The sequence below is a fragment of the Pseudomonas sp. IPO3747 genome, from assembly GCF_013385245.1.
GTDB lineage: Bacteria > Pseudomonadota > Gammaproteobacteria > Pseudomonadales > Pseudomonadaceae > Aquipseudomonas > Aquipseudomonas edaphica.
The window spans coordinates 317,662-340,807 of record NZ_JACAQL010000022.1 but is presented as its reverse complement, the minus strand read 5'-3'; the positions used below and the strand labels follow the sequence as shown (position 1 = coordinate 340,807).

The 23,146-nt window shown below is 59.5% G+C and carries 19 protein-coding genes; 10 read left to right on the top strand and 9 right to left on the bottom strand.

The genetic code is table 11. From position 1 onward, the window contains the following. Positions 1 to 23 precede the first annotated feature (23 nt). From HX790_RS23040 to HX790_RS23030, 3 genes are all read right to left on the bottom strand, one after another. Positions 24 to 3,098, bottom strand: coding sequence for an efflux RND transporter permease subunit (locus tag HX790_RS23040; RefSeq protein WP_099549768.1), 3,075 nt, complete (start codon positions 3,096 to 3,098; stop codon positions 24 to 26). A 9-nt stretch (positions 3,099 to 3,107) separates the two neighbouring features. After that, positions 3,108 to 4,220: an efflux RND transporter periplasmic adaptor subunit gene (locus tag HX790_RS23035; protein ID WP_170037736.1), complete on the bottom strand. Its 1,113-nt coding sequence runs from the start codon at positions 4,218 to 4,220 to the stop codon at positions 3,108 to 3,110. Between the two features lie 94 nt (positions 4,221 to 4,314). Continuing rightward, the gene (locus HX790_RS23030) at positions 4,315 to 5,895 is read right to left on the bottom strand and encodes an efflux transporter outer membrane subunit (RefSeq protein ID WP_176992215.1); all 1,581 of its coding nucleotides are present in this window, start codon (positions 5,893 to 5,895) and stop codon (positions 4,315 to 4,317) included. A 258-nt stretch (positions 5,896 to 6,153) separates the two neighbouring features. Here HX790_RS23030 and HX790_RS23025 point away from each other — a divergent pair, with 258 nt between their 5' ends. Then, complete coding sequence (locus HX790_RS23025; RefSeq protein ID WP_170037214.1) at positions 6,154 to 7,125, top strand: ABC transporter substrate-binding protein; 972 nt, start codon at positions 6,154 to 6,156, stop codon at positions 7,123 to 7,125. Next, entirely contained in the window at positions 7,122 to 8,429 is a 1,308-nt protein-coding gene (locus tag HX790_RS23020; protein ID WP_176992214.1) for an LLM class flavin-dependent oxidoreductase, read from the top strand. Before HX790_RS23025 ends, HX790_RS23020 begins: the two co-directional genes overlap by 4 nt. An 84-nt stretch (positions 8,430 to 8,513) precedes the next feature. Here HX790_RS23020 and HX790_RS23015 read toward each other — a convergent pair whose 3' ends face one another. Then, a complete protein-coding gene (locus tag HX790_RS23015) occupies positions 8,514 to 9,773 on the bottom strand; it encodes a PD-(D/E)XK nuclease family protein (RefSeq protein ID WP_236459000.1) in 1,260 nt (419 codons plus the stop codon). 268 nt (positions 9,774 to 10,041) lie between these two features. On the opposite strand from HX790_RS23015, the gene HX790_RS23010 reads away from it, so the two are divergent. From HX790_RS23010 to HX790_RS22980, 7 genes are all read left to right on the top strand, one after another. After that, a complete protein-coding gene (locus tag HX790_RS23010; protein WP_138453897.1) occupies positions 10,042 to 10,440 on the top strand; it encodes a cytidine deaminase in 399 nt (132 codons plus the stop codon). A gap of 54 nt (positions 10,441 to 10,494) precedes the next feature. Beyond that, a complete protein-coding gene (locus HX790_RS23005) occupies positions 10,495 to 11,760 on the top strand; it encodes a NupC/NupG family nucleoside CNT transporter (RefSeq protein WP_176992213.1) in 1,266 nt (421 codons plus the stop codon). Positions 11,761 to 11,770: 10 nt separating this feature from the next. Continuing rightward, a complete protein-coding gene (deoA, locus tag HX790_RS23000; RefSeq protein WP_017135631.1) occupies positions 11,771 to 13,078 on the top strand; it encodes a thymidine phosphorylase in 1,308 nt (435 codons plus the stop codon). After that, positions 13,075 to 14,304, top strand: coding sequence for a phosphopentomutase (locus HX790_RS22995; protein WP_176992212.1), 1,230 nt, complete (start codon positions 13,075 to 13,077; stop codon positions 14,302 to 14,304). The genes deoA and HX790_RS22995 overlap by 4 nt, the downstream gene beginning before the upstream one ends. A gap of 68 nt (positions 14,305 to 14,372) precedes the next feature. Then, positions 14,373 to 14,999, top strand: a complete 627-nt coding sequence (locus HX790_RS22990) for a dTMP kinase (protein WP_169986009.1) — start codon at positions 14,373 to 14,375, stop codon at positions 14,997 to 14,999. A gap of 166 nt (positions 15,000 to 15,165) precedes the next feature. Further along, a complete protein-coding gene (locus tag HX790_RS22985; RefSeq protein WP_176992211.1) occupies positions 15,166 to 17,301 on the top strand; it encodes a TonB-dependent siderophore receptor in 2,136 nt (711 codons plus the stop codon). Between the two features lie 342 nt (positions 17,302 to 17,643). Further along, on the top strand, positions 17,644 to 17,805 hold the full coding sequence (locus HX790_RS22980) for a hypothetical protein (protein ID WP_176992210.1): 162 nt from the start codon (positions 17,644 to 17,646) through the stop codon (positions 17,803 to 17,805). A 309-nt stretch (positions 17,806 to 18,114) separates the two neighbouring features. Here the strand turns inward: HX790_RS22980 and HX790_RS22975 are convergent, their stop codons facing one another. From HX790_RS22975 to deoC, 3 genes are all read right to left on the bottom strand, one after another. Beyond that, positions 18,115 to 18,369, bottom strand: a complete 255-nt coding sequence (locus HX790_RS22975) for a hypothetical protein (RefSeq protein WP_176992209.1) — start codon at positions 18,367 to 18,369, stop codon at positions 18,115 to 18,117. A gap of 238 nt (positions 18,370 to 18,607) precedes the next feature. Then, positions 18,608 to 19,123: a cupin domain-containing protein gene (locus tag HX790_RS22970; protein ID WP_176992208.1), complete on the bottom strand. Its 516-nt coding sequence runs from the start codon at positions 19,121 to 19,123 to the stop codon at positions 18,608 to 18,610. A gap of 78 nt (positions 19,124 to 19,201) precedes the next feature. Continuing rightward, complete coding sequence (deoC, locus tag HX790_RS22965; RefSeq protein WP_176992207.1) at positions 19,202 to 19,885, bottom strand: deoxyribose-phosphate aldolase; 684 nt, start codon at positions 19,883 to 19,885, stop codon at positions 19,202 to 19,204. Positions 19,886 to 20,012: 127 nt separating this feature from the next. Between deoC and deoR the strand changes: the two genes are divergently transcribed. Next, positions 20,013 to 20,771, top strand: coding sequence for a DNA-binding transcriptional repressor DeoR (gene deoR / locus HX790_RS22960; protein WP_017135707.1), 759 nt, complete (start codon positions 20,013 to 20,015; stop codon positions 20,769 to 20,771). Here deoR and HX790_RS22955 read toward each other — a convergent pair. Both HX790_RS22955 and fucP read right to left on the bottom strand, forming a co-directional pair. After that, the gene (locus tag HX790_RS22955; RefSeq protein WP_176992206.1) at positions 20,768 to 21,814 is read right to left on the bottom strand and encodes an aldose 1-epimerase family protein; all 1,047 of its coding nucleotides are present in this window, start codon (positions 21,812 to 21,814) and stop codon (positions 20,768 to 20,770) included. The two genes, deoR and HX790_RS22955, sit on opposite strands and share 4 nt — an antisense overlap. Then, complete coding sequence (fucP, locus tag HX790_RS22950) at positions 21,811 to 23,139, bottom strand: L-fucose:H+ symporter permease (protein WP_099549755.1); 1,329 nt, start codon at positions 23,137 to 23,139, stop codon at positions 21,811 to 21,813. The genes HX790_RS22955 and fucP overlap by 4 nt, the downstream gene beginning before the upstream one ends. Between the last annotated feature and the right edge of the window lie 7 nt (positions 23,140 to 23,146).

Below are 23,146 nucleotides of genomic sequence, written 5' to 3'. Positions count from 1 at the left end.
GTCAGCGTGGGTGAGCGCTCAGGTTACCGGCTGTGGTCAGGCACCGCCACGGGCACGGATCCCGGTTGTTCGACGTCCTTATGATGGGTTTCACCAATAAACATATACATCGCCGGCACCATAAACAGCGTCAGCAACGTGCCAATCGACAGCCCGCTGAAGATCACCAGGCCCATATCATGCCGCCCCGCAGCGCCAGCGCCCGACGCCCACACCAAGGGCACCACGCCCAACACCATGGCGGCGGTGGTCATCAGGATCGGCCGCAGCCGCACCGCCGCCGCTTCTTCAATCGCCTCACGCTTGCTGTGACCAGCGCGCTGCAATTCGTTGGCAAACTGCACGATCAGGATGCCGTGCTTGGTGATCAGCCCCAGCAACGTCACCAAACCGACCTGGGTGTACACGTTGATCGAGGCGTAGCCCATGGTGATAAAGGCCAGGGCGCCGAACAGGGCAGGCGGCACCGAGAACAGAATCACCACCGGGTCGCGAAAGCTCTCGAACTGGAACGCCAGCGCCAGGTAAACGATCAGGATCGAAAACAACAGCAGCCCGACGAAGCCGCCAGACTCCTGAATGAACTGGCGCGACTCGCCGGAGAAATCCGAGGTGTAGCCCGACGGTGCCACGTTGGTGAGGATGGTATTGAGCTTGGCCAGCAACTCGCCCTGGGCCACGCCGCTGACGCCCGATAGCGTTGCCGAGTTGAGTTGCTGGAAGTGGTTGATCGATTCCGGCTGGGTCGAGGTCTCGATGTGCGCCACCGTGCGCGCCTGGATCATGCTGCCCGATGGCGTGCGGATGTAGTAATCGAGAATCTGGTCCGGGTTGAGGCGGTCGACTTGCAGCACCTGGGGAATGACTTTGTAGGAGCGCCCGGCGGTGGAGAAGTAGTTCACATAATTGCCACCCAGTGCCGCCGACAGCGCGGCACCTACATCGGCTTGGGTCATGCCCAGCGCGGCGATTTTTTCGCGGTCCACCACCAGCTTGGCTTGAGGTTTGTCGAGTTTCAAATCCATGTCGGAGAACCAGAACAGCTGCTGTTTCTGTGCCTCGGCCATCACCGCCTGCGCCACTTCGTTGAGGTTTTCCACCGAATCGGTGGTGGTGATCACAAACTGCACCGGCAGCCCTTGGGCGCCCGGCAGCGAGGGCAGCGGGAAGGCGGCAATGGTGGCGCCCGGCACCTGGTTCCACTTTTGCTGCAAATCCAGAATCAGTTGGGCCTGGGAGCGTGTGCGCTCATCCCAGGTTTTAAGCAGCACGCCGCCCAGGCCCTGGTTGAGCGCGGGCAGGCCGGTGAGCTGGAACATCTGCGCGTATTCCGGCTCTTTATTGGCGATCTGGAAGGCCTGGTCGGCAATCCGCTCCATCTGCTGCGGTGAGGCGGTGGGTGGGCCTTTGATCTGCATAAACACCAGCCCTTGGTCCTCGGTGGGCGACAGCTCACTCTTGGCCGTCATGCCACTGGCGGCCACCAGCAAGAACAGCACAAAACCAAAGGTCACCAGCACCGGCCAGATATTCAGGCCGCCCGCCAGCACGCGGTGGTAACGCTTGCGCAACCAATCAAAATAGTCATCGAGCTTGCGCGCGAAACGACCTTCTTCCTGCCCTGGTTTGAACAACTTGGAGGTCATCATCGGTGAAAGGGTCAACGCCACCACGGCCGACACGGTCACAGCGCCCGCCAGCGAGAAACAGAACTCCTTGAACAATGCGCCCGTCAGCCCGCTGCGCAGCCCGATCGGCACATAGGCGGCAATCAGCACCACAGTCATCGCGATGATCGGCCCGCCCAACTCCCGCGCCGCCACCAGCGCGGCCTCCAGCACGCCTTTGCCTTCTTCCTTGATGTGCCGGTCGACGTTTTCCACCACGATAATCGCGTCGTCCACCACCAGGCCGATGGCCAATACCAGTGCGAGCAAGGTCAGCAGGTTGATCGAATAGCCCAGCAGGTACATCACAAAGAAGGTGCCGACCAACGACAACGGGATCGCCACCAACGGCACGATCACCGCGCGGAACGAGCCGAGGAACAGGTAGATCACCACCGACACAATGATCATGGCCTCGACCAGGGTCTTCACCACCTCGTAAATCGAGGTGTTAATAAACGCGGTGGAGTCATACACAATTTCGCCGCGCACGCCGGCCGGCAGTTGCGATTGCAACTCGGGGAAGGCTTCGCGCACGCTGCTGGCGACGGTGAGGATATTGGCGGTGGGCGCCGCCTTGATGCCAATAAACACCGAGCGCTTGCCGGAAAACGCCACGCTGCTGTCATAGTTCTCGGCGCCAAGGGTGACGGTGGCCACATCCTCCAGGTACACCAGCGCATCGCCTTTCTGCTTGATCACCAGCCGCTTGAACTCATCCACCGTGTGCAAATCGGTGCCGGCGGTGAGGTCGACCGTCACGGTTTGCCCACGTGTCGAACCAACGGCCGACAGGTAGTTATTGTTGGCCAGCGCCGTGGACACGTCCTGCGCGGTGACGTTATGCGCCGCCAGTTTGTCCGGGTCCAGCCAGGCGCGCAGGGCGAACTGGCGCCCGCCGAGGATCTCGGCGGTTTGCACGCCCTGGATCGAGTCCAGCTTGGGCTTGACCACCCGCACCAGGTAGTCGGTGATGTTATTGGTCGGCAGCGTGTCGCTGTAAAAACCCAGGTACATGGCGTCGGTGGTCTGCCCCACGGCAATGGTCAGCACCGGCTCCTGGGCTTGCGCCGGCAACTGGTTCTTGACCGAATTGACCTGTGTGTTGATCTCGGTAAGGGCTTTGCTGGCGTCGTAGTTCAGCCGCAGCGTGGCGGTGATGGTCGAGATGCCGGTGATGCTCGACGAAGCCAGGTAGTCGATGCCCTGGGCCTGGGCAATCGCCGATTCCAGCGGTTGGGTAATAAAACCGGCGACCGTGGAGGCGTCGGCGCCGTAGTAGGAAGTGGTGATGGTGACCACGGTATTTTCGGTGCGCGGCCATTGATTCACCGGCAGTTCAAAAATCGAGCGCAGCCCCAGGATCAGAATGAACAGCGAGACGACGATGGCCCACACCGGTCGCTGGATAAAGGTATCGGTAAGCTTCATGGGACACCTTTAATGTTCTTGGGGCGTCGGCGCCGGGTCGTTCAGCGGCGCGGCGCTGTTGTCGACCTTCACCGGCGAGCCGTTCTTGAGCTTCATCTGGCCGCTGGTGATCAACAGATCGCCTTCCTTGACGCCGGACAGGATCGCGACCTGATCGCCACGGGTCGGCCCGGTCTTGATAAAGGTCTGTTGCGCGGTGAGCACCTCGTCACCCTTGTCATTCTTGCTCGAGGTGGCAATGAACACCGTGGTGCCATACGGGTTGTAGGTCACCGACGTTTGCGGGACGGTGAGGTAGCGTTGGGTGGCGCCCGAGCTGACCACGGCACGGGCAAACATGCCGGGCACCAGGTTTTGCTTGGGGTTCTCCACGGTTGCTTCAACGGTAATGTTGCGCGTGGTGGCATCGAACTGGGTGTCGATGGTGCTGATGCGGCCCTTGAACGTCTGGTTGGACAGGCCGTCAGCCGTTACCGCGACGCTTTGGCCAATGGCGATGGCTTCCATCTGCGTCTGCGGTACACTGAAGTCGATATAGACAGGATCAAACGTCTGCAATGTGGCGATCTTGTCGCCGGGGTTGAGGTATTGGCCGGGGTTGACGCTGGTGATACCGATGCGCCCGGCAAACGGTGCGCGAATGGTCTTTTTCGCCACCAGCGCACGCTGCTGCTCGGCGGCGGCAAGCTTGGCCTTCAAGTCGGCGGTGTCGCTGTCGACCTGGGCCTGGGAGATTGCGTTGACCGCCAGTTGCGCCTTGTCGCGCTTGAGCACGATGACGGCGAGGTCGGCTGTGGCCTCGAGCGAGTGCAGTTGCGCGATGTCGGAGTCGGCATTCAACTGCACCAGCAGTGCCTGGGCTTCGACATCCTGGCCGGGTTTGAACCCGATGGTGCGCACGATGCCGCCCACTTCCGTGGTCACATCTACGCCGCGCACTGCCTTCATCGAGCCCACCGCCGAGACGCTGGGTTGCCAATCGCTGAATGGCACCTGCATCGCCGTCACCACCGCTGCAGGCAAGGGCTGTTTGGACTGGGCGATCAGCGCCGAGATCTGCACGAACTTCACCCCGGCAATGATCGCGACAATCACCAGCACCACCACGATCATGATCAGCATCGGCCGCCACAGTCGCCGCTTGCGCGGGCCATTGGGGGCCGGTGGTGGGGCAGAGACAGGGGTGACTTCAGCCATGGGGTTTCTCACTGTTGATTCAGTTGAGCCGCGCGGCATCGGCCGGCGCGGCTTTGCTCTTGGCCGGCATGATTTCCTGCCACGACGGCAGGCCGAAGCGATCCGGGCTGCCCTTGGTGTCCGGATTTACATCCGCACGGTTCCACCAACCGCCACCCAGGGCCTGGAAGAGGGCGGTGGTGTCGCTGTAGCGGGCGGCCTGGGCCTTCACGCGTGACAGTGCAGTGTTTTGATAGGTCTGCTGGGCCGTGAGCAGGTTGATATAGGCCACCGCGCCGAGACGGAACTGGGCCTGGACCAGATCCAGGTTGGCCTGCGCGGAGCGCTCTGCCACGACCTGCTGGTTGAGCGCGTCGGCGTCGGCTTCCAGCGCCCGCAGTGCGTTGGCCACGTCCTGGAAGGCGGTCACCACCGTGCCGCGATAACGCGCCGCCGACTCGTCGTAAGCGGCCACGGCTGCGCGTTTGCGGTGTTCGAGTGCGCCAGCGTCAAAGATCGGCTGGGTGATTGAACCCGCCAGGCTCCACACGCCAGAGCCCGATGAAAACAGCTTGGTCCCGCTTGCCACCGTGGAACCCAGCGAGCCGGTAATGCTGAACTGCGGCAACTGGTTGGCGACGGCCACGCCGATATTGGCGCTGGCCTGATGCAATTGAGCCTCGGCTGAACGCACATCCGGCCGCTGGCCAACAATGGCCGAGGGCAGGCTCACCGGCAGTTCTTCGGGCAGCCGTAAAGACGCCAGGTTGAAGCGTTCGCCCTGGTCCTGATTCGGGAAGCGCCCCAGGTAGGCCATCAACTGATTGCGTGTCTGCGCCAATTGCTTTTGCAACGGCGGCAAGGTCGCACGGGTTTGCGCCAGTGCGGTTTGCTGGGTCAGCACGTCGGAATCGCCAATCGCCCCCAAACGCCGCTGGGCTTGCAGCAGGTCAAGCTGGCCGCCCTGCAGGCGAATGATTTCCTCGGTAGACGCGATTTGATCACGCACAGACGCGAGGCTGATGGCGGTATTGACCACATTGGCGGTCAGGGTCAGGTAAGTCGCCTCCAGCTGGAAGCGCTGGTATTCGGCCTGCGCCGTGGTCGACTCGATTTGCCGGCGCGTACCGCCAAACACATCCGGGGCATAGGAGACGCTCAGCGACGCTGAACTGACGGTCAGTATTGGCGATTGCGGCACGCCGGAGGTGACCCCCGAGACTTTCTCACGGGCCTTCTGCACATTGCCGCTCACCGACGGGAACAACGAAGCTTGATCGGCATAGATCAGCTCGTTGGCCTGGCGCAACGCGGCTTGCGCGGCGCTCACATCCGGGTTGGCCTTCAAGGCTTCTTCGACCAATGCGTTCAAGGCGGGCGAACGAAACAGTGTCCACCATTGCCCGGGAATATCCATCCCGGCGATCAGCCGCTGCGCGGCGCCACCGGTGTCGATATCGGCGTGGGCGGTGGTGGTGAGTTTTTCTTTTGAATAGTCGGCGTTCGCGGCCACATCGGGTCGGGCGAAATCCGGCCCGACGGTGCAGCCGGCGAGGGCCAGGCACAGGAGGCTAAGCGGAGCGAGAACGTGTGATACACGCTGCCGATGCTGCTCTTTCATGTTGACTCTATTAATCAGTTGGCTAACTGTTTTTTTGTTGAGCAATGACTGCAGGTGCATCAGGGACGCTGGACTCAAACCAGTGTAGGTGGTGCCGGGCGCTATGCAATGTCGCCCCCTGAGTTTCCGATGCACTGATGGCTATAAAATGCATATTCCGCATTCTTGTAGAATTAGGATATGCATAATCAGTATTTTACACAGGATGATCAGTCCCTCATCTTCTCCCTCCTTATAAACAGGCTTCTGGAGAAAAACGTGCGTTACCTGACAACACTGACGGCCGGGATGACCGCCGCCTTGCTATGCCTGACTGCGCACGCGCAAACGCTGGTGGTAGGCGACCAAAGCTACAACGCCCAGGCCGTGATGGAAGCAGCGGGGGTGCTCAACGACCTGCCCTACACCCTGGAATGGAAACAATTCACCGCCGGCTCGCCCGTCGCCGAAGCGCTGAATGCCAACAGCCTGGACATCGGCCTGCTGGGGGATGCGCCGGTGTTGTTCCTGGGGGCACTCGGCGCGCCGATCAAAGTGATTGGCATCAGCCGACAGAACCTCGAAGGCGTGGCGATTCTGGTCAGAAAAGACTCCTCGATCCACAGCCTTGCCGACCTTGCCGGCAAGCGCGCGGCCATCTGGAAAGGCTCCTGGAGCCAGCAACTGCTGCTGACGGCGCTGGACAAAGCCGGCGTGCCACATGACTCGCTGGAGCTGCGTTACCTCAGCGCGCTGGATGCTTCCCATGCGTTGGAAGGCGGCTCGGTTGATGTGATCGCCACCTGGGAACCCTACGTTACCCAGCAGGAACGCCAAGGCGCACGGGTGCTGGCAACGGCTGAGGGGTTGATACCTGCGCAGAGCTTTATTGCCGCCAACACCAAGGCCTTGGAGAGCAAACGCGCACCCATCAGCGACTTTCTGCAGCGCTTGAAGAAGGCCCGCGACTGGACACGCCAAAGCCCGGCCAATGCCGATGCGTATGCGGATGCCTGGGCCAAACGTACCCGCGCCGATGCCGACATCGCCCGCGCCTGGTTTGCCCGCGCGCGCACCACGGTTGAGCCGGTCACGGCCCAGTCACCGGTGGAAGCGCAAAAGACCGTGGACTTTTTTGCCAGCCAAGGCCTGGTCAAGTCCTATTCGGCGGCCAGCCTGTTCGACGATTCATTCGCGGCCGCCTTGCAACCCGCCGTGGCCAAAACGCTTCAAGGAACACTGAACAAATGACTAAAAGACAGCTGAAACTTGGCGCCCTGACGATGGGCTGCGGCGGCCCCGGCCGCCATAACCTATGGCTTGACCCCGAGTTACCGGCCGATGCCAGCGTCAACGTCGACTGGTACATCGACATTGCCCGCCAGGCGGAGGCCGCACTGTTCGACTTGATATTTATCGTCGACAGCCAGTTCATCACGCCCGGCTCGCCGTCCCATTACCTCAATCGCCTGGAGCCGCTGACCCTGTTATCGGCATTGGCCGTCAGCACACGGCATATCGGTTTGGTCGGCACACTGACAACGTCCTACAACTCGCCCTACAACGTGGCACGGCGCTTGGCCTCCCTGGACCTGATCAGCAAAGGCCGCGCCGGCTGGAACGTGGTCACCAGCGGTGACGCTGGCACCGCCGGCAACTACAGCCGTGACGAGCATTACGACTACGACACCCGCTACGGCCGCGCCGCCGAACATGTCCAGGTGGTACAGGGCTTGTGGAATTCCTATGAGGATGACGCCTTCGTGCGCGACCGTGCGACGGGCCAGTTTCTCGACCCCAGCAAACTGCACAGCCTGAACCACAAGGGCGAGCACTTTTCAGTGGTCGGCCCGCTGAATATCCAGCGCTCGCCCCAAGGCCAGCCGGTGATCTTCCAGGCCGGTGACTCGGAACAAGGCCGCGACCTGGGCGCCGCCACCGCCGATGTGATCTTCACTCACGCCGCCAGCATCGAGCAGGGCCGGGCGTTTTACCGGGATATAAAGGGCAGGGCGCTGCAACACGGGCGCGACCCGGAGCAGTTACTGGTGATGCCCGGCGCGGAAATCTATGTAGGCGATACCGACGAGCATGCGCGTGAAATCGAGCAGTATTACCATCAGGCTGACCATAGTTTTGAGCTGGCACTGAAGGAGTTTGGGCGTAATTTCGGCTGGCATGATTTCAGCCAATACGACCTGGATGCGCCGTTTCCGCAGGAGAGTCTGGAGGCTGCACGCAGCAGCTTTTTTACCAATGCCAAGCGCATTGCTGATCAGGCGCGGGAGAAGGGGTTTACCTTGCGTCAGACGGTTGAATTTGGCCGGCAACTGCGGCCGGGGGCGTTTGTGGGGACGGCGGATACTGTCGCGAAAAAAATGGCCGATTGGCTCCAGGCGCGGGCGGTGGATGGGTTCAATATTTATATTGGGCATCCGGGGCAGTTCACGCGGTTTACCCGGGAAGTCATACCGTTGTTGCAAGAGCGCGGGGTTTATCGCGCGGCGTATGAAGGCACGACGTTACGCGAGAGTTTGGGGTTGGGCGTTGCGTAGAGGGTTTTGGGCGCGGGTGGCCTGTTGCAACTTATCAGCGCAGGCCACCGTACCAGCAATAACAGACTCGAGGTTACAACGGGCTCAACCCTGTCGAGGGTTGAGCAGTGTCCAGTCAAACTCGAGTTGCACACGCTTGACCATTTCGATGACCTGAAAGGCAAAACCCGTCTGCTCACGGTCATTTAGCATTAGCCAGGCATCCGGATCAACGCTCCAGTCCGATGCAATGGGCAGCGAGGAGAATGCGCGGGCGTCGTATGTCCACCAGGGCCACCATTTCGTCGTGCCGCCTGACACATCACACAGTGCGTCCATGTGTTTACCGAGCCGCTGAACATCCAGCTCAGCATGTTCACCTTCGTCCCAGCGGCATATCCCGAAATAGAGCCTGCCGTGATTACCCCGATCAAACGCCCAGCCGAGGCCAAACAGGTGTGAGGGATCAAAACGAATACTGAACGACCCTTGCGGCGAACCGTCCAGCAATGTCTGGTCCCAAAACAACTCAGCATTTAAGTGACTAAGGTTGAGTTTCAGGTGAGCCAGAAAGCCTCGCCACATTTCGCGCTTGGCCTCACGCAACTGCTGGGAAATCAAGAATGCAGCCTTGATGTTTTTGTCATTGCGCAGCAACAACCGCGTGAGTTCCTGGGTTGTGTCCAAATGCCGTTCTCCATTGATGTGTTGATCTACAAACTGGGCGAGCGCCTCAACGAACACCCTTACTGAGTTTGCCCGCGTATGACGCGCACAGTCTTCGAGCCACGCCTTGAGACGGAAGAAATCAAAGGTGACGATCCGTTCAGCGAGTGAGGCTGGCGTGCCCATGGGGAGGCTGCGTTCGCAAACATCACCATTGCTTAGGTAGATGAGCAACCACTCATCACCATGCTGCTTGTTAAGGTAGATTGCGTAGTCGAGCAATTGGTTGGGTTGATCGGGCGCCCAAGGTTTGTTCTCGATTGCTACGCTGCCAGAACTGAAGCGCAGGTACATGTCCAGACGGCGACCGCTGGGCAGCCTGAACTCCGTGTGGTTGCTCTTGTGTTCCGCTGGCGCGGGGTGAAATTTCTGATCCTGAAACAGACGCAGGAAGCTGCTCAAATACAGATCACTCTGCCCGTGTGCGCCATTCGGATCGAGCAGCAAGCTCAGATAGGCGGAGAGGGCGTTCTCGTCGCTTCGCAAAAACGCCATGAGCTGAAAGTCAGGGGCCAATTGCGCCTGGTAGCGACGTTTGGCCTGTTGGTCCACGTCATACCAGAGATGGAACTCGTTAAGCAGATCTTCAACAGCGCCGATATTCATCTCAATCCTTGTTGTTCGCAAAAAATCCGGCATTACGATCGCCGCGCCCCATTTGAATGCGTTTGCTTCATCCAGGACCCAGGGTGGCGCAGGCGCTGGCAGGCACCCCGAAGGCAGTGTCAGGCAATAAAAGCGGAGCATACCTAGGGCATGGAGGATTTACGCGAAAGTAAAGATCCGGGTTTTGCCCGCAGGCAAAAATAAAGATTGAGTATTCACACCAAATGTTATTTTAATAACACCCATAAGAGCGTCACGACCGTCCTGGACGTGCTCGCAAGAAAATGGGATGCCCCTGTAAATGACAATTGAACAGCGTTTGATGGAAGAGGCCAAGCGGGCGGCCGAACGCACGTATTCGCCTTATTCCAGGTTTCCGGTCGGCGCGGCATTGCTGACCGCCGATGGTGAGGTCGTACTGGGCTGCAACGTGGAGAACATCTCCTACGGGCTGACCAATTGTGCCGAACGCAGCGCTTTGTTCAGTGCCATCAGCCAGGGCCATGCGCCGGGCAGTTTCAGGGCCATCGCGGTTTACGCACCCAACGTTTCACTGATAAGCCCTTGCGGTGCCTGCCGCCAGGTGATGCTGGAGTTGATGGCCAAGGATGCAGTGGTGATTTGCCAGGGCAGTGACCCGGCCGCCACGCGTACCTGGACCCTGGCGCAATTGTTGCCGGGTGCTTTCGACGCTTTCTAATCCTGGGCAGGCCAATTGGCCTGTGTCCGCTCGGTCCATTATTGAGACGCCTGCATGATCAGTCTTGTCGGAATAGCGACCCTTATTGTCATTGCCATTGCTTTATCCCACCAGCGACGCTCGATCAACTGGCGCACGGTTTCGGTCGCCTTTGTGATCCAGGTCCTGATCGGCGCTTTTGCGCTGTACGTGCCCTGGGGCCAGAAGGTGCTCGCCGCGCTGTCGGGCGCGGTAGCCTCCCTGCAGCTCTACGCCAACAAAGGCATCGAGTTTTTGTTCGGCGGTTTGAGTTCTCCGCATATGTTTGAAGTGTTCGGAAATGGCGGGTTTGTATTCGCTATCCGGGTGTTGCCGATGATTGTGTTCTTCGGCAGCTTTATCTCGGTGCTGTATTACATCGGCGTGATGGGCTGGATTATCCGGTTGGTGGGCGGCGGCCTGCGTCTGTTGCTGGGCACCAGTCGCGTCGAGTCGATGGTGGTGACGTCGGCGATTTTCATCGGCCAGTCGGAGGTGCCGCTGGTGGTACGGCCGTTCATTGCCAAGCTGACGCGCTCTGAGTTGTTCGCGGTGATGGTCGGCGGTTTTGCCGCGGTAGCAGGTTCGGTGCTGCTCGGTTACGCCGGGCTTGGGGTGGAACTCAAATACCTGATCGCCGCATGTTTCATGTCGGCGCCGGGGGCGTTGTTGATGGCCAAGCTTATGGAACCGGAAACCGAAGCGGCGCGCACCGACGAGGTGATTGAAGAGCTGGGGCAGGCCGAGAATCGGCCGACCAATATCATCGACGCGGCTGCCGAGGGCGCGCAGGTCGGCTTGCGCCTGGCGTTGGCGGTGGGCGCCATGCTGCTTTCGTTTATCGCGCTGATCGCCTTGTTCAACGGGCTGCTGGGCTGGGCGGGCAACTGGTTTGGCTACCCGCAGCTGACCTTGCAACTGGTGCTCGGGCACGTGTTGGCGCCGATCGCTTTTCTGCTCGGGGTGCCGTGGCATGAGGCAGTGCTGGCCGGCGGTTTTATCGGGGAAAAACTGGTGCTCAACGAGTTCGTCGCCTATGCCGACCTGGCCAACTACCTGACCGCGGACAAGGCCGCCGCAGCCGGGGTGCCGCTGTTGTCGGCACACACCCAAGTGATCGTCACCTTCGCCCTGTGCGGCTTTGCCAATCTGTCCTCGATTGCCATCCAACTGGGCGGCCTCACGGGTATCGCCCCGCAACGGCGTCAAGAACTGGCGCGGCTGGGCTTGCGGGCCATGATCGGCGGTACGCTTTCGAACCTGATGAGCGCGGCGATTGTCGGCTTTTTCATTTCGCTGTAAGGAGCACAGTATGTGGTTGCCACAAGAAGTGATTCGCCGTAAGCGCGACGGGCATGCCCTGGCCGCTATCGACATTCAACGGTTTGTCGCCGGCATTGCCGACGGTAGCCTCAGCGATGGGCAAGTGGCGGCGTTCGCCATGGCGGTGTTCATCAAGGGCATGGACGTGAGCGAACGCATTGCCTTGACCGAGGCAATGCGCGATTCCGGTCAAATACTGAAGTGGGAGCTGCCGGGGCCGATTGTCGACAAGCATTCCACCGGCGGCGTCGGCGACATGATCAGCTTGTTGCTCGCGCCCTTGCTGGCGGCCTGTGGCTGTTACGTGCCGATGATCTCCGGGCGCGGCCTGGGGCATACCGGCGGCACTCTGGACAAGCTCGAAAGCATCCCCGGCTACGACTGCCAACCCAGCACCGAACGCCTGCGCGCGGTGGTGGCTGAAGTCGGCTGCGCGATCATCGGCCAGACCGCCAACCTGGCACCCGCGGACAAGCGCTTGTACGTGATCCGCGATGTGACTGGCTCGGTGGAGTCGATAGACCTGATCACCGCGTCGATCCTCGGCAAGAAGCTCGCCGCCGGCCTCGATGTGTTGATCATGGATGTAAAGACCGGCAACGGCGCCTTTATGGCTGAACCTGAGCAGGCGCGAGCTCTGGCCGCCAGCATCGTCGCAGTGGCCAACGGCGCCGGAGTCAACACCCGTGCCCTGATCACCGACATGGACCAGCCGCTGGCCCGCAGTGCCGGCAATGCCCTGGAAGTGGCTGAAGCGGTGGCTCTGCTCAAAGGCGAAGTGCGCAGTGAACGCCTGTGGGCGGTGACGTTGGCGCTGGCCACACAGGCACTGACGATGGCCGGCCTGGCGAGGGACGAGGCCCAGGCCCGTGATCAATTGCTTCAAGCCTGGCAGAGCGGCGCGGCCTTGCAGCGATTTGAGCAGATGGTTGTTGCGCTGGGCGGCCCGCAGGGTTTTACCGACAAACCCGATGAACATTTACCCAAGGCGGTCGTGTCGGTGCCGGTGTGGGCCGAGGAGGAGGGCTGTGTCACCGAGATCGACACCCGCGCCGTGGGGTTGGCGGTGGTGACATTGGGCGGTGGACGCAGCCATCCGGACGACGTGCTGGACCTGTCCGTGGGCTTCAGCGAGTTGGCCTTCGTCGGCGAACAGGTGAATGCAAAACGGCCCCTGGGCTGGGTTCACGCGCGCACCCAAGAGCAGGCCGGGCAGGGCGCATCCGCCTTGCGCGCAGCGTATCGGCTGGGCGGTGAACGCCTGGCCTCGCGCGAATTGATCCAGGCAATCCTATGAGCAGGGCCATCGTATTAGTGCTGGATTCATTGGGCATTGGCGCGAGTGCCGACGCCGCGCTGTTTGGCGATACCGGCGCCGACACCTTGCGCCATATCGCCGAAGCCTGTGCCCGTGGTGAGGCCGATGGGCCATTGCGACGGGGACCTTTGAACCTGCCGAACCTGGGCCAGCTGGGATTGGGCGCCGCAGCGGCGGCCAGTGGTAATGGCCCGCTGCCAGGCAACTGGGGCGACGCGACACCGATCGGCGCCTTTGGCCATGCGCGCGAGCAATCATCCGGCAAGGACACGCCGTCCGGGCATTGGGAAATGATGGGCGTGCCAGTGTTGTTTGACTGGGGTTATTTCGAGCAGCCGACCGAGTCCTTTCCACCCCAACTGCTGGCCGACCTGATCGAGCGGGCAGGGTTGCCGGGCATCCTGGGCAATTGCCATGCCTCGGGCACCACGGTGCTGGACGATTTGGGTGAATTACACATCCGCAGCCAGCAGCCGATTTGCTACACCTCGGCCGACAGCGTGATGCAGATCGCCGCCCATGAAAGCCATTTCGGCCTTGAAGCGCTGTACCGAGTGTGTGAAATCGCGCGCACCTTGTGTGATGAATACACGGTCGGCAGGGTCATTGCCCGACCGTTCACCGGGGAGCACGCGGGCCAGTTCCGGCGCACCGGCAATCGCCGCGACTACACCGTGCCGCCACCGTCAGCGACGCTGCTTGATCGCCTCTGCGACGCCGGCGGCACCGTGCACGCGGTGGGCAAGATTGGCGATATTTTCGCTCACCGAGGCATCAGCCGGTTGTACAAGGCCGATGGCAACGACGCGCTGTTCGATGCCACGCTCAAGGCCTACCGGGAAGCACCCGACAGCAGCCTGGTGTTTGCCAATTTCGTCGACTTCGACATGCTCTACGGGCACCGCCGAGACCTGGCCGGCTACGCTGCCGCGCTGGAAGCCTTCGACCGCAGGCTGCCGGAGTTACTGGCGTTGATGGACGCGCAAACGTTGCTGATCATCAGCGCCGACCACGGCTGCGATCCCTCGCGCCCGGGCAGCGACCATACCCGCGAGCATGTGCCCGTACTGGCTTATGGTGCAGGCGTGGCGGCGGGATGGTTGGGCGAGCGAGCCAGCTTTGCCGATATCGGCCAGAGCCTGGCGGTGCACCTGGGGTTGGAGCCGTTGGCATGGGGCACGTCTTTTTTGCTGCGTGAGCCATAGCATCACCAAGCGTCATCGGCCCCAAACTACGTTAAGGTGCTCATCACTTATCCATCATTACGTGAAGCATGAATCGTCCATTATTTGTCTCCCTGGATGGGCCGAAAGGCACGGGTAAAACCACGCTGTTGGAAGCCGTCACCCAGGCACTGCGGGCAGACAACAAAAAGGTGATCCGTCTTTGCGAGAGAAAAAGCGATCCCTACAGGGCTGAAACCATGGCCCTGGTCAACGCACACGCCAGAAACCCCACCGATGATTCGGAGTGGAGAGTGTGTGAGCGCTTTGCGGATAGTCGGCTCTGGATTTCCCGGCACGTGCTGACTAAACAGCCAGCCGACAGCATTATCCTGATAGACCGTTGGTACCCCTCAGATGCCGCGTTTCGCCGGACAGTCCCGTTCGCCGACATATTGCAGTTAAACCTGGACCGACACGTGCGAGTGCCAGACCTGCATGTGGGCGTTATCACCGACCCCGAGATTTCATGGTCGAGGGCCGCGCAACGACGGCGCGGGATGGGCAGTACGTTGATCCATACGCTGCAGGAGCATGTCGAGTGTACCCAGGCGTTTTTGCGAGCGGCGGGTGATCAGGGCTGGGTTTTGTGCCGTAATGAAGGGGCGATTGAACAGGCGACGGGGCAGGTGATTTCCGAGATCTACAAGGTCCTTAAGGCAGTCGAAGCAGGTTAGAGAAATTGCTCCTGCCATCCCGGCCCTGGGATGGCAGAGGTACACAGCCGATACTCGAAAACCTTCAAATGAGAATGAGTTGCAAATGAGATCTGCTGGTATATCATGCCTCCCGAATCCAGGCAGGTTTACCTTCCCGTCCGCTCATCCATTAGGTCCAAAACCCATGCGTCATACCCTGATTTCTCTCTGCGTACTTCAGGCGGTTGCCCCTGTTGCCTGGGCGCAGGTTGCCGGCAGCGAAAATGCCAGCCTTGAGTTGCAAGCCATCAACGTCACGGGAGACGTAGACGCCGAGACGGCTCAGGGGCCTGTCAAAGGGTATCGCGCCACACGCTCTGCCAGTGCCACGCGCACAGACACCTCAATTCATGAGACGCCACAGTCCATCAGCGTCGTGCCCAAGGACGTGGTCGAGGACATTGGCGCGACTCGCCTGCAGGAGGCCCTGGACTATGCCGGCGGCGTCGGCCGAGCGAACAACTTCGGTGGCCAAGGGCTTACCAGCTTCACGGTGCGTGGGTTTACAACAGCAGAGTTCTACCGCAACGGTTTTCCGATCAACCGGGGCTATCCCAGCATGCCGGACGCCAACAGCATTGAGCGCCTTGAAGTGCTTCGTGGGCCAGCGACGATGCTCTATGGGCGCGGCGATCCCGGCGGTACCTTCAACGTGGTCTCCAAACAGCCTTTGCCTGAACGTACGGTCACATTGGGTAGCCAGGTGGATGATCAGGGTATGAAGCGCGGCACCCTCGATGCCTCCGGCCCGCTGGATGAGCAAGGCCGCCTGGCCTATCGCCTCAACGTGGTGGGAGAGGGCGGCGACACCTTCCGCGACCATGTCTCAACCGAACGCTATGGGGTCACGCCGGTACTGAGCTGGCAGGTCAGCGACGACACCAAGGTGATTTTCGAAGGCGACTTCATGCGTAACAATCATCCGCTGGATCGCGGTCTGACCCGCTTCGCCAACCAGCGTGGCACGCCGTCCCGTGAGACCTTCTGGGGTGAAAAGTACGCCGGTAACCTGCACAACGATAACAACATGGCTCAGGTGCGCTTCGAGCATCTACTCAACGACAACTGGACACTGGGCGGTGGTATGCAGTGGTTGGACGGTACGATGAAGGGCAATGGTGTTGAGGCAAACAATGCCACCAGCCTCAACGCCGATGGGCGAACACTCCAGCGCAACTTCAACTACCGCAAGCTGGACTGGACCGACCAGGACTATCAACTGAACCTGACCGGGCGCTTTTCCACGGGCGGCCTTGATCACACGTTGCTGACCGGCATCGAGTATGAGGATTACGACTACAAGTCGATCATCCAACGCTCCAGCGGCGCGGCGGGGGCTTTCCCAATCGATATCTTCAACCCGGTCTATGGCCAGCCACGTCCGGCGCTGACGCGTACGCCCACCCACGACAAAGAAAACCTCAAGACTTACGCCGCCTTCGTCCAGGATCAAGTGGCGCTGACCGAGCGTTTAAAGGTGCTCGCCGGTGCGCGCTTTGAGCGCTTCGAGCACCAGTACGAATCCTACGTGCCCGGTGTGAGAAGCTGGAACGCCGCCGACAACGCCGTCACGCCGCGCATCGGGGTGATGTATGACCTCACTGACACGGTTGCGATCTACGCGGACGCCGCGCGCTCGTTCAAGCCCAACACGGGTGCCAGTCGTCAAGGCGGCGGATTCGAGCCGGAGAAGGGCAAGTCCTACGAAGTGGGGGTTAAGTGGGAAGCGCTGGACCGTCAGTTGAGCGTCGACGCGGCGATCTATCAGATCGAGAAGAAAAATGTCCAGGGTGTCGACCCGGTTGATTCGGCCTTCAATGTCGCGACAGGGCAAGTCCGCAGCCGCGGCTTCGACCTGAACGTGGCCGGCAACCTGACGCCCGAGTGGCGCATGATCGGTGGCTATGGCTATGTGGATGCCGCAGTGACCAGGGACACCACCGTGCGCTCCGGAACACGTCTGGCGAATATTCCGCGCAATAGCTTCAGCCTGCTCAACGTGTACGAGTTTCAGGATGGCGCGCTCAAAGGGTTTGGCCTTGGCGCAGGTGGAAAATACGTAGCCGAGCGTGCCGGGCAGACCGCCAATGACACGTTCTCGATGGGCGCTTACACCGTTGTCGACTTGCTTAGCTATTACAAGGTCAACGAAAAGGTCAGACTCAACCTCGACGTGAAGAACTTGTTTAACCGTGAGTACGACGAAGGCTCGTTCCTGAACTTCTACGCTTATCCCGGTGAGCCGCGTACGGTGCAAGTGGGGATCTCTTATACGCTGTAACCCAATCGGAATACGGTTCGTCGTGGGGGATTGGCGAACCGTGGGCCAGCCTTGGATCGGGGCGGGCTGCATACTGAGTGCGTGGCGGTGCTGACTTACCATCGCCAGTGCGTGATACATAATTTAACATAATATACATTATGCGTAACACGATGTTACTTAATCAGGAGCAGTACGCGTCAGATTTTGAGTCAGCGTCTCCAGGCTTTTCCTCCTCTCACTGATCATCACCACTCAGTTGCCAGGACGCCGCAACCTCATCGTTTTCACCCACCACATGGCAACGCCCTCAGGTTTGATCTTTACTCGTCCCAACGCCACCCGTGCGCAAGGAAGATCTGCATGAAGCTCTATGCTGCCGTATTGCTCACTGCTGCGTTGCTTGGCGGCTGCGATGTCAGTAAGCGCTGCGTCTCGGTCTGGGTTCTTTACAGGCGCGAAAACCCGAAAGCATTGGCTTTATTGTTGACCTGCCAGATGCATCTGCGGGACGCCACGCAGTGATCAAATTCGCCTCGACGATACTGCAGGCCGGTACGGGATTCCGTACTAAAGTGGGGGTGTAACAGCCCCCCCCCCACTCCAATCACCAAGAATGCGAATCCAGTTTGTAGGTTTGATTGACCGCGCCTGTGAAAGACGCTTTGGGGAAATCAGAGGCTCAAGGTGAGATAACATCTCTAGCATTCGTCTCGCGAAGAAAAACCCCAGAGTTCTGGTGATCTCTGGAGTTTTCCGTCTGGGTTGAGATCAGCCGGCTTAGCCGGTTACCGGCGCGGATGTTGATTTTCCTGACTGTCAATCAGGTGGCGGCTATTGCTTTGCGGGCAGGTCGAGGTTTTCTGAAGAGTTCAGGTCCTCATCTGATTGGTACATCTCCTCTAATTCTTTGGCGTACTTCTGTGAGGCCGATATAATCACATCCATGGTGCTCGGATCGCGGAGATGAGTTTCCCATACTAGCTGCTCGCGCAGTAATTCGTCTCGCTTTTTCAATTGCTGTGATGTCAGATTTATCAGTTTTTCTTTAGGAAGATCTAAGAGTTGTTGTTCCGTGTAATCGGGCATGGGAGTTCTCCTTATGTAGAAAATACAGCGTTCCAACAACCCCCATACTTCGGTAATCAACTCTATTTTTGTACTGTTAGAAATAACAGGTTTTTAGACTTTTTTACGTTAATCGTCATTCAGAAAAATCATAAAAAATCCTCTGATATGGACGTTCTGGATAAATCTTCACCGGAACTTCATCATTTTCCCGACTACGCTTTCCCTCCAACCTGATAATCCATTGAATCCGCATCCCTCAATCCTCATCCCGCGTCAGCTTTTCAATCAACGCTCGATGCTGTGGAAACGCTGTCGTGAGCTTCTGGCGATTTCCCATTTCCATGTCGGCAAAATCAAATCCTGGCGAAACCGCTTCACTGATCAATCCAAATCCGTTTGTCCCGTCCAGCAATCGTGATGCTTTCCAGATGCCACCCGGTACGTGCAATTGCAAACACTGTCCTGCGAGAACATCGTTGCCCATGATGACTGTCTGCAATGAACCGTCCGCATGGATCAGGCTGTATTCGAGTGCGTCGCCCAAGTGGAAATAATGCAGGATGTCAGACTGATTGAAATGAAACTGGCCCACCGCTGATTGCTCGGTCAGCAGATAGTAGATCGACGTCATCAGGTAACGCGGTCCTGCAGCGGTTTCGAGCCAGTCGAGATGGTCCGCCTGATAGGTTCTGCGAAAGTAGCCGCCTTCGAGATGCGGTTCGAGATCCAGCGCATTGATTACGTCTTGTGCGCTTGCTTTACGTTGAATCATCGCCCGCTCCCTTGATTTTATGGTGGTTTTTTATAGCTCAACTAAATGTCTATTTAGTTGAGTTATATAAACAGCGTTTCAATAACCGCCCACCGCCGCCATTTCCCCACCCACAATTGCAACCCCCGAACTGCTGCCCAAACGCGTAGCCCCGGCCTCAATCATCTTCACCGCCGTCGGATAATCACGCACGCCACCGGAGGCCTTGACCCCAACCCCAGCGCCTACTGTCTTGCGCATCAGTGCCACGTCCTCAACTGTGGCACCACTGCGGCTGAACCCGGTGGACGTCTTGACGAACGCCACGCCCAAATCCCGGCAGATTTCGCAGGCCTGGATCTTTTGTTCGTCGCTGAGCAGGCAGGTTTCCAGGATCACCTTCAATGGCACGGCGCCGCAGGCTTTATGCACCAAGGCTATGTCTTCGCGCACGGCCTCAAGCAGGCCGTCCTTCAGCCAGCCGATATTGAGCACCATGTCGATCTCCCCTGCCCCGGCGGCTATCGCCCGTTCGGCTTCAAAGGCCTTGGTGTCGCTCAGGCCGGCGCCCAACGGGAAGCCCACCACCGCACAGATCACCACGCGATCGTCGGTCAGGCAGGACGCGGCGTAAGGCACCTGCCCCGAGTTCAGGCATACGGAATAAAAGCCGTGCGCCTGTGCTTCTTCGCACAAGGTGCGAATCTGTTCACGGGTGGCATCGGGGGCCAGCAAGGTGTGATCGATGTACTTGGCCAATGCTGCGGGTTGAAGCGTATTCATATAACGTGCCCTTGCCTGTATGTTGCCAATGGTGGTGTGCCGCGTGTTGCGGCGCTCACATTAAACGTTACAATATTCACAATTAATGTTACTTAGTTAACACAAACAATCAAGCCCTGGAATGCCCGTGGACAGTAAAAAAGCCGAGCGACTCAAGCTTATCCAGCAAGCCCTGCAGGACCAGAGCGCCATTCACCTGCGGGAAATGGCGGCGCTGCTGGATGTTTCCGAGATGACCCTGCGCCGCGACCTCAGCCACTTCAGCGAGCATTTGCGCCTGCTCGGTGGCTACATCACACGGGTCGGCAGTGAGGCCGGTGATTACCGGGTCGCCGACCAAGGCACGCGTCACGTCGAAGAAAAACGTCGCATCGGCAAACTCGCTGCGCGGTTGATACAGCCCGGCGACACGGTATTTTTTGACTGCGGTACCACCTCGCCGTTTGTGATTGATTTCATCCCCGACGAGTTGGAGTTCACCGCGGTGTGCAGCTCGTTGAACGTGTTGCTCAAGCTGCAGAACAAGCCCAACTGCCATATCGTGCTGTGCGGCGGCACCTTTCACCGCAAGAACCAGGTGTTTGAAAGCAGCGCCGAAAGCAGCATTCTCGACAGCGTGCGCCTCACGTGGGCCTTTGTGACGGCGGCGGGCGTCAGCCAGGAATTTGGCGTGACCTGCTTCAACTTCAATGAAGTCGAGGTCAAGCAAAAGGTCCTGCGCCAAGCCCAGCAGCGCGTGCTGCTGGCGGACTTCAGCAAGTTCGATACGGTGCGCACTGCGCACTTTGCCAGCCTTGCAGACTTTCAATACGTGGTCAGCGACAAGAAAATCCCCCAAGCGTACAAAGAAGCCATCCAGGCCAGCGGCGCGCAATTGCTGGTTTAACCCAGCAACGTTTGGCGCTCCCGCGCATTCAAGTAGCCGGTGGTCACGCTGAACGAAGCGCTGGCCCCGGCCGCCAGCACACGCACGTGACCTTTGGCTTTTTCGGCGTTATAACCTTCGGGTTCACAGGTTGACGGCAGTACGAACGCCGCCACTTGCTGGTCCGGTGAGTGCAGGATCCAGCGTGCGGCGTGCTCGAACTCCTTGGGGCGATAACGGGTGTAAAACGCCGCACCATTCGGGTGGTCCAGCAGAAAATGTGCATGGCCGCTGGCGTCTGTGCCCACGTCGTCGAAGAAAAACACGATTTCAGGGGCGTACAACGCCGGTGTGTCGAGACACGCCAACTGCGCCGGATGCTCGGCCAGTTGCGCCATATAGGCGCTCCAGTCAGGCGTGGGCTTGACGTGGTCCGGCACGCTGGTGCGCAGGCGCAGGCGCTGCATGCCCAGCGGCTCGACAAACCGCGCGCCGGCCACATAGGCGTAGTTCATATGGGCCATGTACATCAGTTCCATGGGCTTGCCGGCCAGGTTGGTGACGTCCATATCGATATCGAACAGGGCTGAATCCGCGCGCAGTGTCACGCTCGGGGTTGCCCTGTATCGATCGCCAAAGCCCTTGGCATATTGGTAAGTGCCACCCAGGCTCACAACGCCCTCGCCTATTTCCAGCCAAGCTGTGTCCATGGGCGCGCAGGGCATTTCGCCGTGCAAGGCATGGGTGTCATCCGGCGCCGGGCAACCGTTGCGCAGCAGGCCACTGTGAAACATAAAGCAGCCATAAGTATCAATGACGGTCGGGCTGGGCCTTGGCTGCTCGAACAGGTTGGTCATGGTCAGGTCGCAGCCGTCGAACACCGCCGACCAGATCATCTGCCCTTGATAAGGCAACACCACCAGGCGTCCACGGCTGTTCTCCAGGCCCACGGCCAGCACGCCGGACGGGTAAACCCAGGCGCTGACCTTGAAGTCTTCGGACTGTAGCAAGACCTTTTCCTGCTCGCTGAACAGCACCGGATACAACGGGATACGCGTGTTCATGAGGCCACCGCCGCCGCACCCGACGGCACGCTGTCCGACTGGCGCATGCACTTGAGCGCATACATCACGATCACGATAAAGCACAGCAACGGCACACTGTAGGCCAACTGCATGTTGCCACCGCTGGCGTCAGACAACAGGCCCTGGAAGATCGGAATCACCCCGCCACCGACAATGCTCATCACCAGTAATGAACCGCCGACACCGGTGTCCTCACCCAGGCCATCGATGGTCAGGCCGTAGATGGTTGGCCAGCACGGGCCGAGAAAAATGCTCACGCCAACTGCCGCATATACCGCGGAAATGTTCGGCACCAGGATGGTGTAGGCCAGCAGCACAATGCACAGCACGCCATAAATCGCCAATACCCGGGCCGGGTGCAGGCGGCGCATCAGCAGGTTGGCGATCATCTTGCCGACAAAGTAGGCGGCAAACGTGGTCAGCAAAAACCATGAAGCGCTGCGCTCATTCATGCCGCCCATCTGCATGGCCAGGCGAATGGTGAAACTCCATACGCCGACTTGCGCACCCACATACAGAAACTGCGCGAGTACACCAAAGGTAAAACGCGGGTTGCGCCACAGGCGGCCCAGGCTTTGGCGCAGGCTGCCGGATTTATTGTCGACGGGGTTATTGCCCTTGCAGGCCGGAAACCGGGTAATGGCGATCAGGATGAACATCAGCACCAGTACGGCGATCATCCATTTGTAGGGCAACAGCGTGGACTGGATCATCTGCAACTGCTGCACCGCCGCCTCGGAGGCGCTCATCTGCGTCAGTTGCTCGGTGGTGGCATCGGTGTCCTTGAACATCACAAAGCTGCCCACGTACACCCCGGCCATGGCGCCGAACGGGTGAAAGGTTTGCGAGATATTCAAGCGCCGCGTCCCGGTTTCCCGTGGACCCATCAGGGTTGAATAGGTATTGCACGCTGTTTCCAGGAACGACAGACCGGCGGCAATCACAAACAGGGCCAGCAGGAACATGCCGTACTTGGCGGTGGACGCCGCAGGAAAAAACAACAGGCAGCCCAGCATGTACAGCAACAGGCCGATCAGAATGGTGCTTTTGTAGCTTAAGCGGCGCACCACCATCGCGGCCGGAATCGCCACGAAAAAGTACCCCAGGTAAAACGCCGACTGCACAAAGGCGGTTTGGAAATCGCTGAGCAGGAAGGCTTTCTTGAAGTGCGCGATCAGCACGTCGTTCATGCTCGCCGCTGCAGCCCACAATGCAAAAATGCTGCACAGCAGGATAAACGCGAACCAGGGCGTGCGGTTCAGATAGAAGCCATCGGGTGTCTGTTGCAGCGCAGGTTTGTTCATTATTGTT

Coding starts and splice junctions, on each gene's coding strand:
- HX790_RS23040 (WP_099549768.1), bottom strand. CDS start 3,098: ATGAAGCTTACCGATACCTTTATCCAGCGACCGGTGTGGGCCATCGTC.
- HX790_RS23035 (WP_170037736.1), bottom strand. CDS start 4,220: ATGCTGATCATGATCGTGGTGGTGCTGGTGATTGTCGCGATCATTGCC.
- HX790_RS23030 (WP_176992215.1), bottom strand. CDS start 5,895: ATGAAAGAGCAGCATCGGCAGCGTGTATCACACGTTCTCGCTCCGCTT.
- HX790_RS23020 (WP_176992214.1), top strand. CDS start 7,122: ATGACTAAAAGACAGCTGAAACTTGGCGCCCTGACGATGGGCTGCGGC.
- HX790_RS23015 (WP_236459000.1), bottom strand. CDS start 9,773: ATGCCGGATTTTTTGCGAACAACAAGGATTGAGATGAATATCGGCGCT.
- HX790_RS23010 (WP_138453897.1), top strand. CDS start 10,042: ATGACAATTGAACAGCGTTTGATGGAAGAGGCCAAGCGGGCGGCCGAA.
- HX790_RS23005 (WP_176992213.1), top strand. CDS start 10,495: ATGATCAGTCTTGTCGGAATAGCGACCCTTATTGTCATTGCCATTGCT.
- deoA (WP_017135631.1), top strand. CDS start 11,771: ATGTGGTTGCCACAAGAAGTGATTCGCCGTAAGCGCGACGGGCATGCC.
- HX790_RS22995 (WP_176992212.1), top strand. CDS start 13,075: ATGAGCAGGGCCATCGTATTAGTGCTGGATTCATTGGGCATTGGCGCG.
- HX790_RS22990 (WP_169986009.1), top strand. CDS start 14,373: ATGAATCGTCCATTATTTGTCTCCCTGGATGGGCCGAAAGGCACGGGT.
- HX790_RS22985 (WP_176992211.1), top strand. CDS start 15,166: ATGCGTCATACCCTGATTTCTCTCTGCGTACTTCAGGCGGTTGCCCCT.
- HX790_RS22980 (WP_176992210.1), top strand. CDS start 17,644: ATGAAGCTCTATGCTGCCGTATTGCTCACTGCTGCGTTGCTTGGCGGC.
- HX790_RS22975 (WP_176992209.1), bottom strand. CDS start 18,369: ATGCCCGATTACACGGAACAACAACTCTTAGATCTTCCTAAAGAAAAA.
- HX790_RS22970 (WP_176992208.1), bottom strand. CDS start 19,123: ATGATTCAACGTAAAGCAAGCGCACAAGACGTAATCAATGCGCTGGAT.
- deoC (WP_176992207.1), bottom strand. CDS start 19,885: ATGAATACGCTTCAACCCGCAGCATTGGCCAAGTACATCGATCACACC.
- HX790_RS22955 (WP_176992206.1), bottom strand. CDS start 21,814: ATGAACACGCGTATCCCGTTGTATCCGGTGCTGTTCAGCGAGCAGGAA.
- fucP (WP_099549755.1), bottom strand. CDS start 23,139: ATGAACAAACCTGCGCTGCAACAGACACCCGATGGCTTCTATCTGAAC.